Here is a 15,361-nt window from a genome sequence, read left to right as displayed (position 1 = left end):
AAGCGACGGTATGTCGCAGTAGCTGCGTTAACTTACTTGGGCATTGCCCAGGACTGTAGCTGATAGCCTTCGCCATTGAGTTCGGCGCGGGCTTGCAGCAGCAGGGTTTCCAATTGTTTTGGATCGGAATAAGTGCTGCAAGGAATCTGTTTGCGCCCGATGCGGTTTTCGGTGCGGTCGATCACGGTCAGGCTCAGCTCGCCAGTGCCGTCTTGTGGGGCCCAGGCCACGCAGTGAAAGGGTTGGAAAGCACGGTCTGCGATCAGAAGAGCTTCGTTGATACGGAGCGGGGCGTTCATGGGGTCTTCTCTCTAAGTGCCCAATCAAAAGATGTGCCGTCGGTTGGGCTTACCGTTCGGCTAGTACCTGTACTGATGCTCGATGACGGGGTACGGGTCACATGCTAAAACAAGAAAATTCAACTTTTCGTGATTAACGTCATGTAAGCGGCGCTTTTGAAAGGCCGGGAAAGATTCAAATCGCCGCACTAAAGCGGGTTGATCGCCAAATGCCGTATCCCGAGATCTTTTATCGCGAAACGATACAAGCGTAGTGTCAAGATCTTGCTAGGGTTATGAGCAGCTCGCCCAAACTGTTGTTTCTAAATAACTTTAATGTTTTTGACGCCAAGGAACAGTCATGGTTGTTACACCAGCCCTGCGTCGCTTGCTTGTGGTCGATCCCTGTGACGACTGCCACCAGTTATTGCCTGGTTTGCGGGCGGCTGGATGGGCAGTGGACAGCTGTGCCCTGGATGCCTTGGGCGATCGCACCTGTGACGTAGGATTATTGCGACTCCAGCCCAAACACCTGGAGCGACCCGAGGCGGTCAAGGAGCTGATCAGTCGCAGCGGTACCGAATGGATAGCCGTGCTCAGCCCCGAGATGCTGCGCCTGCAGAATGTCGGCGACTTTGTCTGTGAATGGTTTTTTGACTTCCATACCTTGCCGTTCGATGTGGCGCGCGTCCAGGTCACCCTGGGCCGGGCCTTTGGCATGGCGCGCTTGCGGGGTAAAGGCTGCGCCTATGTGGCCGAGCCCGAACATGAACTGTTGGGTGACAGCCGGCCAATCCGCGAACTGCGCAAACTGCTGGCGAAACTGGCCCCTACCGAGTCGCCGATTCTGATCCGTGGCGACAGCGGCACCGGCAAGGAACTGGTGGCCAAGACCTTGCACCGGCAATCCCAGCGGCACGCCAAGCCATTCGTGGCGATCAATTGCGGGGCTATTCCGGAACACCTGATCCAGTCCGAACTGTTTGGCCATGAAAAAGGTGCATTTACCGGCGCCCACCAACGCAAGATCGGGCGCATCGAAGCGGCCAATGGCGGCACCCTGTTCCTCGACGAGATCGGTGACCTGCCGATGGAGTTGCAAGCCAACCTGTTGCGCTTTCTCCAGGAAAAACATATCGAGCGTGTCGGTGGCAGCCAGCCGATCCCGGTGGATGTCAGGGTGTTGGCCGCGACACACGTCGATCTGGAAGCGGCCATCGAAAAGGGCACCTTCCGCGAAGACTTGTACTACCGGCTCAATGTCCTGCAAGTGCTCACCGCACCGCTGCGTGAGCGCCATGGCGATGTGGGGATGCTGGCCAATCATTTTTCCCGGTTCTACAGCCAGGAAACCGGGCGCCGTCCGCGCAGTTTCAGCGAGGACGCGCTGCTCGCCATGGGCAAGCATGGTTGGCCGGGCAATGTGCGCGAACTGGCCAACCGGGTGCGGCGCGGTCTGGTCCTGGCCGAAGGGCGGCAAATCGAAGCGGCCGACCTGGGTTTGCAAAGCCAAAAGGCAATCGCGCTGCCCATGGCTACACTAGAAGACTATAAGCACCGCGCCGAACGCCAGGCGCTGTGCGATGTGCTGAACCGCCACAGCGACAACCTGAGTGTTGCCGCCCGGGTCCTGGGGGTTTCCCGGCCCACCTTCTACCGGTTACTGCACAAACACCAGATCCGCTAGGGCGGGTAAAAAAAGCCCCGTCGCGACCCTTATCGCGGCGGGGCTTTTCCTTATCTCAAACTCGCCATTCCCTGTAGGCGCGTTTAGAAGTAGTACGGAAATTTCAGGCTGAAGGTGAAGTCCGGCGCGTCATCTGTCATGCCGATGGCCAGGTTGGGCACGATGGTCAGGTTTTCGCTGGCGGCAATGGTCATGCCGACGTTGAAGTAGCCCGCGTTGGCGTCACTGGACACAATCGACTGCCAGTCGCCACCGTCGGGTTTGAGCTTACTCTTGCGCTGGATCAGGTCAGACACCGAGAACGACATACTCATACGCTCGTTCAAGGCAAATGCCACGCCGACACCGAACTGGAAGCTGTCGCCCAGGCGTACCTTGCCGCCGACTTTTTCGTTGACCGTGGAGCTGATGTCGTCAAACGAATCTTCGAAGTTGTGGGTGTAGGAGAGCGAGCCGAACAGCACGGCCGGATCGAAGGTCTTGACCAGGGAAATCCCCGGGGTCACCGACCATACGCCATTGCCGGTTGGCAGGTTCTCCGGCACATAGAGGTTGGTGTTGGACGGCGAGCGTACCAGCTTGATACCGAACGGCTCCTTGCCGGTCGGCGCCTTGACCCGTACCGAGAGTACGGCGTCCGGCAGGGTGGGGGATTCATCGAGGAACTTGTAGGCAACCCCGAAGTTGACGTCGCCGATGGTCGGGTCGCGACTGACCGACTCCTCTGAAGTCGCTGTTCCCGCGCCACCATTGGCGCCCCCGGACTGATAGGTCGATTCGCGGTACACCACGGGGACGTTGACGTCGAACTGCCAACGGTTATCGACGTTGTAGCGGCCCGTCATGTCCAGGGTCCAGTTATCCGCCTTGATGCGATCCAGGTTGATATTGCCGAGGAAGATCGAGTCCAGTGCCAGGAAGCCATTGAGGGTCAATTGCCGGGCATCGTAGCGAGCGTAGGTAATGCCCGTCTCAAAGCTGAACTTGCCATTGCCAAAGAACCCGCTGGCCTCGTTATAGAGGTTGCTGACACTCTGTGCCGGCGCCGAATCATCCTTGAGTGCCTGCCCATAGGAACTGCCGGTTGCACCGCCGGTGCCACTGGCGGCCACCGTACTGCCGCTTTGCTTGAAATCTGCAGGTGACTTGGCCAGGCGCTTGGGCGCGGGTACTGCGGGCTGGTCTTCGACCTGGCGCACCCGTTGCTCCAGGACCGCCAGGGCTTTTTGCTGTACTTCGTAGCGTTGCTTGAGTTCCAGCAGTTCCTGTTTGAGGGTTTCTATATCGGCGTCTGGCGCTGCGTACAACAAGCTCGCGGGCAAGAGCGTACTTAAACAAACAACGGCGCGTAGCGATAACGTTCGATGCATGAAATAAGCCGTCCTTTTCTAATGCGTAAGTGTCGAGGGTCAGCGTAGTTCAATAACCGAGAGTGCGTAGACCCTTGAGTTGGTCCAGGTTGCAGTTCAGTGCCACGTTGTTTAGTCCGTTGCTACCGAGCACGACATTCAGTTGGGTCATGTTATTAACGAAGTTGCTATTGCCTTGCAGAATCGTGCCTTGCAGCACATTGCCGCCGCCGATCTGCTGCACGGCGCTGCCCTGATTATGGTTGGCCTGGATCGCCATCTGCAGGCCGCCGTTATTGGCAGAAACACTCACCCTGCCAGCGGCGCTATTACCAGAGATCGAACCGCCAGCGACCAGGACCTGGCCCGACTGCACCAGATTGGCGGGCGCCAGGCCGTTCTCACTGACATTGATCCCGACGTTGTTATAGGCCGTATTGCCATCGCCCGCGGCGCGTACGGTTTGTGTCACGCCGGCGCCGGTACCCAGCCCGGAGCCGCCGATGACCGTACCGGTCCCCGTGGGGCGGTCGCTGCCTTTGCCGGTCTCGCCGGTAGTCTGCACATAGAACTGCGGCGTGATGGTGGAGGAGTCGATCTGCATGTTGGCCTTGACGGTGCTGGTATCGCCTGCGGCGTTGGTCCAGGTGGTGCTCATCACAATACCGAAGCTGACAATCCGCCCCGGCATGACGAAGCGGCCGCGCAGTTGGGCCAGTTCAGCATCATTTATTTCAATCGGCTTGAACGCCGAGGCTGCATAAGCGGGCATTGAGGCTGCCAGGCACAGGACCGTCAGCCAACGGTAAGTGTTCATCATCTGCTCCTGGAGCTTCCTGCTCCTTATGGCGCTTCTAGAAGAAGTCGCTCTGGATGAAACCGAAGTCCATCAGCTCGGCGTCGCCCACGGGCCGGAACTCGTTCATTTTGCCCTTGGCGGTCAACGGTATCGGCGGATCGAGCAGGGCGTTGGCCTTGTCGTAGCCTTCACCCAGCACCGCAAACACGATGCCGTTCCATCCGGCGAGGAAGTCGTCCCGCGAGTAGCGTTTGTTGCCCAGTACCGGGTCGCCGATATAGATCCAGTCTTTCTCTGCCCGCTGCATCACCACAAAGTGCTTGTAGCCACGGATATCCAGGAGCACCACCACCGGGATCTTCACCGTTGTCAGGGTGTCAGCCCCGATCTTGTAGCCCCTGGCCCGCATGCCAATGCTTTCGAGGTAGCGCTTCATGTCCAGCATGGAAAAGCCCTGGGTGCGCACCAGGTCCTGGTCGGCGTTGACCAGCATGCCCTTGATGACGTGTTCTTCATCAACATCCAGCCAGTAACCCTGGCGCAGGATGGTGGCGAGTGCTGCGGCACCGCAGCTGAAATCGGTTTTCTGTTCCACCAGGTTGGCGAACCGTCGCTCGCGGATGCTCTCGACCTTCTTGAAAATCACCGCACCGCCGGGCATGGCGGAAATCGCCATTTGCCCAGCCCAGGAAGGGCCGGTGAGGGTTAACAGCAGGCACAGGGTCGCGAGGCGCATGATCGAATGACCGGGTGGGCACGGGAATAAAAAAGGGCCTTGTTGCCAAGGCCCTCTGCGTCAGGTCAGAAGCGTACGCCGCTGCCAGCTGCGCACTGGGTGCAACCGCTGCCCAGGGACAGGGAGTTGGATTGCTGGTTGCCAGAACCCGCGGACACGTTGATTCCGATGTTGCCGGAAGCATTGTTGCCCGAGTGGTTGATGGAGGCATCGTTGTTGACGTAGGTCTTGCCCCAGTTGCCGTAGCCTTTGCCAGCCGAAGCAGTGTTGAGGAAGGTGTTGTTCAACGATTCCTGGCTGGTGACGGCCGCAGCGCCAATGTTTTTGCCGTCGGAGGTTACGATTGCCAGGTTGTTTTTCTGCTGGTTGCCTTGGCCTGCGGTGACGTTGACACCCACGTTACCCGAGCTGTTGTTCGCCGAGTTGTTCAGCGAAGCATCGTTTTGCGTGCCTTTGTTGGTGAACTTGTTGTCTTTGGATGTTTGCTCGACGTCTACGATCGCGAAAACCGCCAGGGCGTCCTTGGCTGCACTGCTGGTGATGGCAGCGCTGTTGTCTTGTTGGTTACCACTGCCTGCGGCAACGTTGGCGCCCAGGTTACCGTCGCTGCTGTTCAGCGAGCGGTTGGCCGAGGCGTCGTTGTTGGTTTTGGTGTCGTCGAACTTGTTGTCTTTGCTCAGTTGAGTGTCGGTTACGACGGCTGCCACGGTGCCGCTAGGGGCAGGGGTTGGCTTCCACTTATCTTCACTAGCTTGTGCAGCAACAGCCATGAGCGCAGCCAGAGCAAAAACCAGTGGTTTGAGAGCCATTGTAGGTTTCATGGTGTATCTCCTTGCTTCTAATTAGTTGGTTAAGTGTTGGTACGGCCTAACAAACACCTATCAAGCAGTTACTTGATAGTGATACCGAGGGTGTTAGCCATGCGGTTCCCCACCCCTGCACTCTGATTCACCTGTACCACTCCACGGCTGCCGGTGAAGGCCTGGTCGCTGGTAACGACCTGGCGGCTGCCAGTGGTAGAGGAGGATCGGGAGTCTGGTAGCAGCGTCATGTTCTGTTGCGACAGGACGCTGTCATCAATGCTTTGCGGGCCTGGGTTGATGCTGATCCGCACCGCATTGATTGTCTGGTTGTTGGCCCCGGCCGACTGGTTGACGCCCAGTACACCGTTGCCATTGCTGAAAGATGAACCCTGGATCGCCGCGCTGGCATTCAGGGACGGGTCGACCTGGCCATCGAGCCGCTGCACCAGTACGTCAGTGGATTGGCCACCGACCGTAATCGCACGGCTATTGATCTGCTGTTGCTGGTTGCCAGCGGCCTGGTTGATGGAAGCGACGCCGCTGTACTGCTGGCCTGAGCTGTCGATAAGTGCGTTGTTATTGCTGTCTGCCATCGCGGCGCAGCTACCCAGCACGGCGAGCATCAGCCACGAGCGCTTCATTGCTGGCCTCCCATCAGGCTGCCGATGTTGTTCAGCGGGGCCATGCCACGCTCAATCGTCCCGCTGATCTGTCCGCCCAGGCTGCTGCCACCGCTATGGCCCGCAGCCGCGCCGGCACCCAGCCCGGAGGCGCTGCTGCCATGGGTGGTGCTCAAGCCAGGGAGGGTGCCATTGGGCAGGATGGATCGAGTGATGCTGGAACCACTGCTGACCCCTGCGAAGTCGTTGTCGCTGAGTTCGCCGTTAGTCGTCGAGCGTAGAATCTGCGCGCCAGGATTGGCATTGGCCGTAGTGGGATAAGGATCCGGTCCGAAGGAAGAACGCCCGGCCATATGGCCTTGGACGTTGCGCCCGGTAACGATGACGCCGTTTTCGGCGAGGGCGGGTACGCTCACACTGGCGCTGAGTACACAGCTGATCAGCAGGAGGCTCAGTGAGCCTTGATTGAGAGTTGCCACGGCATCATTCCTTGTTCTGTGACGCTGACCCTAAACAGCGCTGTTAGGAATAGAGCAGGAGCTGTGCCGCTTTTTATATTGACTTGTTTTTCAATGACTTGGGGCTTCTGGAGGGGCGGGCGTAGGGCGAGGTGTATCAGGCCTGAGACGGGACACCGGGGAATGACCGGTACCTGGCATAAGCAGACTGGTGGGAAGAGGGTGTTTCAGCAATGCAACACTATTGATGACGAACCGATGAATCCACAGCCAGAGGGGCGTTGCGCGGTGATGGGTGTTTCAAAAGTGGACAGTGCGGCGCGCACAGTTGCCCGGCAATGCACGCCGTGCTGCCTTGGCGAAGGTCAGGTCTTGGGGACTTTGCGCGGTATCGAGTTGAGAACGGTGTTGCCATCCTGGTTCTGGGTCAGGTAGACCGGCAGTACCTTGGGCAGGGACGACACCAGATGGGTGACTTCATGGATATCGTAGATCCCGCCAATACGGATATTGCCGGTACCGGTATCGGCCAGCATCACCGGTTTGCTCAGGTAACGGTTGATCAGGGGCAGGGCATCCACCAGTGCCAGGTTGTCGAGGATCAACTTGCCGGTGCGCCAGGCCAGCGCCGGATCATGGGGGTTGAATGCCTGTAGCTGTGGTTGCGCATCGCCCCCGTGGTAACTGGCCTGCATTCCGGGAGTGAGGCTCACGCCGCTGTGGCTGGCATCGCTGCTGATCTTCACCGAACCCTCCAGCAACATGACCCGCACCTGGTCGTCGTATTTCCAGACGTTGAACTGGGTACCTGTCACTCGGATCTGCCCGGTACCGGCGCGCACCACAAACGGGTGTTCGCGGTCATGGCTGACCTTAAAGAACGCTTCACCTTTTTTCAGGGTGGCCCGGCGCTCATCTTTATAGTTGCTGTAGACCAGCTCGGTACCCAGGTTCAGTTCCACTTCGCTGCCATCGGCCAGGGTCACCTGGCGCAAGCCGCCTTCGGCGAGGTAATGCTCATAGGAACTGGGCAGCCAACCCGCTTCCCAGCCCGTGAAAGCGGCCAGGGGCAGGGCCATCAACGAGATGGCGGCAGCCACTGCATAGGTGCGCCAGCGGCTGGGTGGCGGGACCTGCACCGGGGGCGGGGAGGGCACGTTGCTGCGTGGCAAATGGTCGGCCACATCCCAGATTTCCAGCATGGCCGCATATTCGAAAGCATGCAGGGGATGCGCGTCGTGCCACTCTTCGAACGCCTGGCGTTCGGCCGCCGTGCAATCAAAAGCATGCAGGCGCATACACCAATGCGCGGCAGCATCGGTGACGGCGTCATATTCGGCTTCTGAAAGGGGCTGCTGGGTCATTGGTGCTTCCTGATTTCCTACATTCTAACCTTCCGGGCAGGGTGCCGAGAACAGCCATCATGGCGAATGAGCATCAATGTGGAACTAATTCGTCCTGCAAACACCCTAAAAATCTGGATCTGTAAGTCATTCTCTATAACGGAGTAAGAAAATGCTGAAGAAAACCCTCACTGCCATGCTTGCCACTGCCACTTTGCTCGGTGCAGGCGCCGCTCTGGCCGACAAGCCGGGAGCCGGCTGGATTACCATCGAGAAAGCCATTGAAACCGCCAAGACCAAGGCCGGTTACATTGAGGTCTACCAGGCCGAAGCGGACGACAACGGTTACTGGGAAGTAAAAGGTCGCAAGGCGGACGGTGTTGTCTATGAGGTCCGCATCGACGGTGCTTCGGGCAATGTGTTGCGTGACCAGAAAGACTGACCCCCCACCGGATCAGTTCATCGAATCCCTTCGATTGAAGGCGTCGGGTCCCACTGACGTCCCGGGCGACTGATCATGAGCGCCGCCGAGTCAACATTCGCTTGCCAGGCGGCGAACTCAGCACATAGACGGAACCGTCGAGCACCCGCTTGACGGTTTCCCATCGTGCCTTTACGGCCTTTTTCCCATTGTGTGCTAACGCTCTCCGGCACTGCCCGGCGTTTGTTAAATAGCGCTGAAGCCGCGTCGGTGGTTGACAGCCCACTTGTCGCGCGTTGTTAATCAACGAGCGAAATCCAGCAGGCTGTTGCCCCCTCCAATAACAATTCCGGAGCTTCAGATGTCAGCCACACCCACCACTGCCGTGACTACTTCAATTGGCTTCACTGAGCTTGTGACGCTGCTCAAGGATATTTTCAGCCGGCATGGCGCCTCGCCTGAGGTTGCCCGCGTATTGGCCGACAACTGCGCCCGCGCCGAGCGGGATGGGGCGCACAGCCACGGGGTGTTTCGCATACCGGGCTATGTCTCGACCCTGGACAGCGGCTGGGTCAACGGCCAGGCGGTGCCAGTGGTCGAGGATGTGGCCTCGGGTTTCGTGCGTGTGGACGCCGCCAATGGTTTTGCCCAGCCGGCCCTGGCCGCCGCGCGCCCGTTATTGGTGGCCAAGGCCCGCAGCGCCGGTATCGCGGTACTGGCGATCCGTAACTCCCATCACTTTGCCGCGTTATGGCCGGATGTCGAACCGTTTGCCGAAGAAGGTCTGGTGGCCCTCAGCGTGGTCAATAGCATGACTTGCGTGGTGCCACATGGCGCCGATCGCCCGCTGTTCGGCACCAACCCCATCGCGTTCGCCGCACCACGTGCCGATGGGCCGCCGATTGTGTTTGACCTGGCCACCAGCGCCATCGCCCATGGCGATGTGCAGATTGCCGCCCGTCAGGGTGAGCGTGTGCCGCCGGGCACCGGGGTCGACAGCCTGGGGCAGCCGACCCAGGACCCCAAGGCGATCCTTGAAGGCGGCGCGCTGTTGCCGTTTGGCGGGCACAAGGGGTCGGCGTTGTCGATGATGGTGGAGTTGCTGGCGGCGGCCCTGACCGGGGGGAATTTCTCGTTTGAATTCGACTGGTCGAACCACCCGGGCGCCAAGACTCCCTGGACCGGCCAGCTACTGATTGTGATCGACCCCAGTAAAAATGCGGGGCAGGACTTTGCCCAGCGCAGCCAGGAACTGGTGCGACAGATGCATGCGGCAGGGTTGCGGCGCTTGCCCGGCGACCGGCGTCATCGCACACGGGCCAAGGCAGAACGGGAGGGGATTATGCTCGGTGGGGGCGAACTGGCCCGGTTGCGCGAATTAGCGCGGGGCTGAAGGGCGGTGCGGGCTGACCCGCACCGACCCAGGCATCCATCAGTTGCGACGGCCCAGCAGCAAGCCAACCACCAGGCCGAAGCCGGCGGAAATGGCTACGGTCTGCCAAGGGTGGCCACCGATATAGGTTTCGGTGGCATCCACCACCGGCTTGCTGCGCTCACGCACGTTGGACACCGAATCCAGGGCTTGCTTGAGTTTGATCGCGACCTGCTCGCGCAGGGTTTCACCTTCTTCTCCCACCAGCGACGCGCTGCTCTTGAGCAGTTTGTCGGACTCTTCGATCAGGGCCTGGAGTTCGCTGAACGCCTGGTCCTTGATTTGCTCTTCGACAGCTTGGGCGGCGGTTTTACGGGCCATTGAGTAGCTCCTTGCGGGTAAGTGGGCAGTGAACAATGGAGTCTTGCAGCAGGCTAAAAGTTGCAGTTTTTTTTCGCCCGGCATCGGGCCGATGAAAAATCCGAATTCGGACCTTTCGACCTACAGTGTAAGATGTCACCTATTTGTGCAGCAGGTAAATCCACATGAGCTTCAATCTGGCCAACAAGCCCCTCGCCGAGCGCGCCGCGCTTGAAGATGAAAAGTCCCGTCTGTATGACCTGTGGCAAAGCAACCTGGGCAAGGCCAAGGGCGAGGGCGCACGGTTGTTTGGCGAGCGCGCCAAGCGCAAGGGTAAATGGGCCGAATGGGTGCGTTCCGAGCTGGACGGCATGTCACCGCCGGAATTTGCCAACATGGTGCGCAGTGAAGTCAATCGCCTGATGGCCGCCAAGTAAGCACGGGCTGATCGGTGCCTACAGGGGTTGTTTCAACCATTCTTCGCGGGTGATTTCCCAGATGTCCTTGGGGAACGCCCCCTCCACGAACTGCCCTTCTTCCGTGCGGATCAAGCGCATCCCGGTTTTTTCGGAAAGCCTGCGTGAGCCCAGGTTCGGCGCTGCCTTGGGCACCCGCAGCACGGGGCGCCCAAGCACCGTGAACCAATACGCGGTCACTGCCGCGCTGGCTTCGCTCATCAATCCCTGGCCCTGCCATTGCGGCCCGAGCCAGAAGCCCCGGTTGTTGTCCAGCTCATCCATCAGGCTCACATTGCCGATCAACTGCCCGGGGGCCTCGCGCAGGCGGATCGACCAATGCCACTCGCGGCCCTGGGCCATGGCAGGCAAGACCACCTGTTCCAGGTAACTGCGCGCACCATCGGCCGGGTAGGGCCAGGGCACCAGGGCATTGAGGTAGCGCACCACTTCCCAGTGGGGGAACTGCTGCTGTATGCCCTCGGCGTCGTCCAGGGTCAGCGGTTGCAGGATCAGGCGTTCGGTGTACAGGGTGGGCAAGGTGTCCATGCTATTTACCAGGTCACGGTGTTGGGCAGGTCCAGGGTGCCACGATCGACAAAGCGCATCGTGCCAAACAACCCGCCCGCCAGCTTGCCGCGCAATACATAGGGCAGGTTGTTCAAACCCTGGGTCTGGCTCAGGCCCAGGGTCTGACGCAACACCGAAAACGCTGAAACGCTGACCGGGACGGTCAGAACGGTCTCGGAAAAGCGCGGGATGGATCCCTGTTGATCACTCACCCCAGCCGCCAGCGGCCGGCCATTGACCTCCAGGTCCAGCGCCACGCCGTTGTAGTCGATCGCGGTTTCGTTGGGGTTCTGCACCCGCAACTTGACCGCGAAGCGCACTTCCAGATCCTGGCTTTGCAGCGGCTCGATTCCCACCACATTGATATGCAGCGGGTCGCGGTTGGGGAACAAAGCGCAGGCGCTCAGGCTGAGCAATATCAGAGACAGGGTCAGGCCGATCAATCTGCGCATAAGGGTTCCTATTTCGTGGGTTCCGGATCCTGCATGACCTTGAGGGTAGAGGCTTCCGGGTCAAATTCATCTTCTTCCAGCTCTATGAACTCTTCAGGCAGGAAAATGTTCAGCAGGATCGCACAGAAGGCACCGACGGTAATCGGCGACTCGAAGATGTTGTGCAAGGCCTTGGGCAGCTCGCGCAGCACTTCCGGTACTGCCGCCACGCCCAGGCCCATCCCCAGGGAAATCGCCACGATCAGCACATTGCGCCGATGCAGGCCGGCTTCGGCAAGGATCTTGATCCCGGCCACCGCCACCGTGCCGAACATGATCAGGGTCGCGCCACCCAGCACCGGCTTGGGCATCAATTGCAGCACAGCGCCAATCATCGGAAACAGACCCAGCAATACCAGCAGCCCGGCAATGAAATACGCCACATAGCGGCTGGCCACGCCGGTCAACTGGATCACCCCGTTGTTTTGGGCGAAGGTCACCATCGGCAGGCTATTGAAAGTGGCGGCCATTACCGAGTTCAGGCCATCGGCCAGCAGGCCGGACTTGATGCGCTTGATATACAGGGGGCCCTTGACCGGTTGCTGGGAAATCATCGAGTTGGCGGTCAGGTCGCCGGCTGCTTCCAGGGGGGAAATCAGGAAGATCACCGCCACCGGAATAAACGCCACCCAGTCGAACGAGAACCCGTACTTGAATGGCACTGGTACGCTGACCAGCGGCACCTGGGGCAACGCCGCCAGATCGACACGCCCCAGCCACCAGGCCACCACAAAACCCAGGGTCAGGCCGATGACAATCGAGCCCAAACGCAGGAACGGGTTATTGAAGCGGTTAAGCACCACGATGGTCAGCAACACCAGGGCCGCCAGCCCCATATTGCCGGCCGCGCCCAGGTCTGCCGCGCCATAGCCGCCGGCCATGTCGGTCACGGCGACCTTGATCAGCGACAGCCCCATCAAGGTGATGATGGTGCCGGTGACCACTGGCGTGATCAGCTTGCGCAACTTGCCGATGAACTGGCTGAGCACCACTTCGATAAATGCGGCAAAAAAGCAGATGCCAAAGATCGTCGAGAGAATTTCATCGGTACCGCCGCCCCGGGCCTTGACCATGAAGCCGGCACTGAGGATCACGCTGATAAACGAGAAGCTCGTGCCTTGCAGGCACAGCAAGCCCGAACCCACGGGGCCGAAGCGCCGCGCCTGGACAAACGTGCCCAGGCCGGAGACGAACAGCGCCATGCTGACCAGGTAGGGCACTTCGCTTTCCAGGCCCAGCACACCACCGACGATCAGGGTCGGGGTAATGATCCCGACGAAGCTGGCGAGCACGTGCTGCAGGGCGGCAAATACCGCAGCGGTGAAGTGCGGGCGGTCTTCCAGACCGTAGATCAGGTCCGATTTATAACGGGGGCGGGGGGCTTGAGCGTCAGACAAGATACGTGCTCGGGTCAGAAAATGGACGCGCAGGATGCCAGAAAGCGTCCACTGTCAAAAGTGTGAAAAAATATTTCTCCAAGCCCCGCAAAAAACCTCAAGTCTGCCGATACCTCCTATAGGCCCACACAACCTTTATAACAGTGGCGCCGAACCGTTATCTCCGCGCGTTGACGCTGAGTGACCGTGTCGCGGCAAGGACGCTCGCAGCCATCCCTTCTTGAGAGCTTTCCTATGTCCCTCCGTAATTTGAATATCGCACCTCGGGCGTTTCTCGGTTTTGCGTTTATTGCGTTGCTTGTGATTGTTCTGGGGGTGTTTGCCGTCAACCGTATGACGCTGATTCGCCAGGCCGCGCTGGATATGGGGGCTAACCAACTGCCGAGTGTCGGTTACCTGGCCAATATGACCGAGAACGTGTTGCGCCTGCGCATTCTGTCGTTTCGGGTCCTGGTCAATCGCGAACCGGCCGCCCTGCAGGAGGCCCAGGTGCGCATCGGGGTGCTGGTCGACAAGGCGCGCCAGGCCCAGGCGGGTTATGCCGCGCTGCCGGCCGGCGCTGAAGAAGCTGCGCTGTACAAGACTTTTGCCGCCACGCTGGACAACTACCTCAAGGCCCAGGCTGAAATGCTGACGCTGTCCCAGCAGAACAAAGTCGAGGAGATGCGGGCCCTGATCAATAGCCGGATCAAAGACGGTACGGATCAGATGGGCGAGCAACTCAATAAGCTGATTGCGATCAACGCCGCCAATGCCAAACAGGCCGGGGAAGACGCCGGGCGCAGCTACAGCGATGCCATCAGCGGAATTGTCGCGGTGTCGGTGGTGGCGGCGCTGATGACCGTATTGCTTGCCTGGTTGTTGACCCGCAGCATCGTCACACCGCTGCGCAAGGCGGTGGCCGCCGCCGAAACCATCTCCAGCGGCGACCTGAGCAAGGTCATTGCGGACGACGGCCAGGATGAGCCGGCGCGCCTGATCGGTGCCCTGGCTACCATGCAGAACAACCTGCGCCAGACCATCCAGCATATTGCCGGTTCAGCCACTCAACTGGCGTCGGCGGCCGAAGAGCTGAGCGCGGTGACTGAGGAAGCCTCCAAGGGCTTGCAGCAGCAAAACAATGAAATCGACCAGGCCGCCACTGCCGTCAATGAAATGACCGCGGCCGTGGAAGAAGTCGCGCGCAATGCGGTGTCCACCTCAGAAGCCTCGACCCAGTCGAACCAGGCCGCGCGGGAAGGGCGCGATCGTGTGGTGGAAACCGTGGGCGCGATCCAGACCATGACCCAGGACGTGCAGGATACTTCGGTGCTGATCGAAGGCCTGGCGACCCAGGGCCGGGATATCGGCAAGGTGCTGGACGTGATCCGCGCGATTGCCGAGCAGACCAACTTACTGGCCCTCAATGCCGCCATCGAAGCCGCACGTGCCGGTGAGGCCGGGCGCGGTTTTGCCGTGGTGGCCGACGAAGTGCGTGCCCTGGCCCATCGTACCCAGCAGTCGACCCAGGAGATCGAGAAAATGGTGGCCGGGATCCAGAACGGCACGGGGGAAGCGGTGCAGTCCATGCAGCAGAGCAACCAGCGCACCCAAAGCACCCTGGAAATGGCCCGCGCCGCCGGCGTGGCACTGGAGCAGATCACCCAGTCCATCAGCCTGATCAACGAGCGCAACCTGGTGATTGCCAGCGCGTCCGAAGAGCAGGCCCAAGTGTCCCGTGAAGTGGACCGCAACCTGGTGAATATCCGCGACCTGGCGACGCAGTCGGCGGCCGGGGCCAACCAGACCAGCGCCGCCAGTCATGAACTGTCGCGCCTGGCGGTGGATTTGAATGCGATGGTGGCGCGGTTTGTGATCTAAGCAGGGAGGATTTGGGTGGCTGGCATACCGCCATCGCAGGCAAGCCAGCTCCCACATTTGATTGATGGTGTGGCCCAGACTTCTGCCCCGCCGAACATCCCTGTGGGAGCGGGCTTGCCCGCGATAGCGGTGGTCCGGTCACTGTTTTCGGTGGCCGACACACGGACATTGGGTCGGGCTGTCAGGCTCCCACATTTGATTGATGGTGTGGCCCAGACTTCTGCCCCGACGAACCTCCCTGTGGGAGCGGGCTTGCCCGCGATAGCGGTGGTCCGGTCACTGTTTTCGGTGGCCGACACACGGGCGTTGGGTCGGGCTGTCAGGCTCCCACATTTGATTGATGGTGTGGCCCAGACTTCTGC

At 60.1% G+C, this 15,361-nt stretch carries 17 protein-coding genes; 5 read left to right on the top strand and 12 right to left on the bottom strand.

Annotated features, from left to right (window positions below):
- Positions 1-32: 32 nt before the first annotated feature.
- Positions 33-299, bottom strand: coding sequence for a hypothetical protein (locus JFT44_RS27145; protein WP_032861167.1), 267 nt, complete (start codon positions 297-299; stop codon positions 33-35).
- A 340-nt stretch (positions 300-639) separates the two neighbouring features.
- Here JFT44_RS27145 and JFT44_RS27140 point away from each other — a divergent pair, with 340 nt between their 5' ends.
- A complete protein-coding gene (locus tag JFT44_RS27140) occupies positions 640-1,965 on the top strand; it encodes a sigma-54 dependent transcriptional regulator (protein WP_057959427.1) in 1,326 nt (441 codons plus the stop codon).
- 83 nt (positions 1,966-2,048) lie between these two features.
- Here JFT44_RS27140 and JFT44_RS27135 read toward each other — a convergent pair whose 3' ends face one another.
- The 7 genes from JFT44_RS27135 to JFT44_RS27105 all read right to left on the bottom strand — a co-directional run bounded on the left by JFT44_RS27135 (position 2,049) and on the right by JFT44_RS27105 (position 8,094).
- Complete coding sequence (locus JFT44_RS27135) at positions 2,049-3,335, bottom strand: hypothetical protein (protein ID WP_120733208.1); 1,287 nt, start codon at positions 3,333-3,335, stop codon at positions 2,049-2,051.
- A 49-nt stretch (positions 3,336-3,384) separates the two neighbouring features.
- Complete coding sequence (locus tag JFT44_RS27130) at positions 3,385-4,131, bottom strand: hypothetical protein (protein ID WP_198831429.1); 747 nt, start codon at positions 4,129-4,131, stop codon at positions 3,385-3,387.
- Positions 4,132-4,168: 37 nt separating this feature from the next.
- Positions 4,169-4,849 (bottom strand): C39 family peptidase, encoded by a 681-nt coding sequence (locus tag JFT44_RS27125; protein ID WP_057436715.1) that lies wholly within the window; start codon positions 4,847-4,849, stop codon positions 4,169-4,171.
- Between the two features lie 65 nt (positions 4,850-4,914).
- The gene (locus tag JFT44_RS27120) at positions 4,915-5,670 is read right to left on the bottom strand and encodes a hypothetical protein (RefSeq protein ID WP_057436713.1); all 756 of its coding nucleotides are present in this window, start codon (positions 5,668-5,670) and stop codon (positions 4,915-4,917) included.
- Positions 5,671-5,738: 68 nt separating this feature from the next.
- Positions 5,739-6,293 carry a hypothetical protein gene (locus JFT44_RS27115; protein ID WP_057436711.1) on the bottom strand — a complete coding sequence of 185 codons (555 nt, stop codon included), beginning with the start codon at positions 6,291-6,293 and terminating at the stop codon, positions 5,739-5,741.
- Positions 6,290-6,751 carry a hypothetical protein gene (locus JFT44_RS27110; RefSeq protein WP_057959431.1) on the bottom strand — a complete coding sequence of 154 codons (462 nt, stop codon included), beginning with the start codon at positions 6,749-6,751 and terminating at the stop codon, positions 6,290-6,292. The genes JFT44_RS27115 and JFT44_RS27110 overlap by 4 nt, the downstream gene beginning before the upstream one ends.
- Positions 6,752-7,095: 344 nt before the next feature.
- Positions 7,096-8,094 (bottom strand): FecR family protein, encoded by a 999-nt coding sequence (locus JFT44_RS27105; RefSeq protein WP_057959432.1) that lies wholly within the window; start codon positions 8,092-8,094, stop codon positions 7,096-7,098.
- A 151-nt stretch (positions 8,095-8,245) separates the two neighbouring features.
- Between JFT44_RS27105 and JFT44_RS27100 the strand changes: the two genes are divergently transcribed.
- Positions 8,246-8,515, top strand: a complete 270-nt coding sequence (locus JFT44_RS27100) for a PepSY domain-containing protein (RefSeq protein ID WP_057436705.1) — start codon at positions 8,246-8,248, stop codon at positions 8,513-8,515.
- A 340-nt stretch (positions 8,516-8,855) separates the two neighbouring features.
- Positions 8,856-9,887, top strand: a complete 1,032-nt coding sequence (locus JFT44_RS27095; RefSeq protein ID WP_198831428.1) for an Ldh family oxidoreductase — start codon at positions 8,856-8,858, stop codon at positions 9,885-9,887.
- 39 nt (positions 9,888-9,926) lie between these two features.
- Here the strand turns inward: JFT44_RS27095 and JFT44_RS27090 are convergent, their stop codons facing one another.
- Positions 9,927-10,247 carry a YqjD family protein gene (locus tag JFT44_RS27090; RefSeq protein WP_057436701.1) on the bottom strand — a complete coding sequence of 107 codons (321 nt, stop codon included), beginning with the start codon at positions 10,245-10,247 and terminating at the stop codon, positions 9,927-9,929.
- A 164-nt stretch (positions 10,248-10,411) separates the two neighbouring features.
- Here JFT44_RS27090 and JFT44_RS27085 point away from each other — a divergent pair, with 164 nt between their 5' ends.
- Positions 10,412-10,663, top strand: coding sequence for a hypothetical protein (locus JFT44_RS27085; protein WP_038441493.1), 252 nt, complete (start codon positions 10,412-10,414; stop codon positions 10,661-10,663).
- An 18-nt stretch (positions 10,664-10,681) separates the two neighbouring features.
- Here JFT44_RS27085 and JFT44_RS27080 read toward each other — a convergent pair whose 3' ends face one another.
- Genes JFT44_RS27080 through JFT44_RS27070 form a run of 3 tightly spaced genes read right to left on the bottom strand, consistent with a single transcriptional unit; the run spans position 10,682 to position 13,139 of the window.
- The gene (locus tag JFT44_RS27080) at positions 10,682-11,230 is read right to left on the bottom strand and encodes a GNAT family N-acetyltransferase (RefSeq protein WP_198831427.1); all 549 of its coding nucleotides are present in this window, start codon (positions 11,228-11,230) and stop codon (positions 10,682-10,684) included.
- Positions 11,231-11,235: 5 nt separating this feature from the next.
- On the bottom strand, positions 11,236-11,703 hold the full coding sequence (locus JFT44_RS27075) for an LEA type 2 family protein (protein ID WP_115128288.1): 468 nt from the start codon (positions 11,701-11,703) through the stop codon (positions 11,236-11,238).
- Positions 11,704-11,711: 8 nt separating this feature from the next.
- A complete protein-coding gene (locus JFT44_RS27070; RefSeq protein ID WP_057444103.1) occupies positions 11,712-13,139 on the bottom strand; it encodes a nucleobase:cation symporter-2 family protein in 1,428 nt (475 codons plus the stop codon).
- A 234-nt stretch (positions 13,140-13,373) separates the two neighbouring features.
- On the opposite strand from JFT44_RS27070, the gene JFT44_RS27065 reads away from it, so the two are divergent.
- Positions 13,374-14,999 (top strand): methyl-accepting chemotaxis protein, encoded by a 1,626-nt coding sequence (locus JFT44_RS27065; RefSeq protein ID WP_198831426.1) that lies wholly within the window; start codon positions 13,374-13,376, stop codon positions 14,997-14,999.
- Positions 15,000-15,361 lie beyond the last annotated feature (362 nt).

Origin of the sequence: Pseudomonas sp. MF5691, assembly GCF_016405645.1 — a bacterium.
Classification (GTDB): Bacteria; Pseudomonadota; Gammaproteobacteria; order Pseudomonadales; family Pseudomonadaceae; genus Aquipseudomonas; species Aquipseudomonas shahriarae.
Note: the sequence above shows the minus strand (reverse complement) of the source record. Positions and strands in the feature narration are given on the sequence as shown.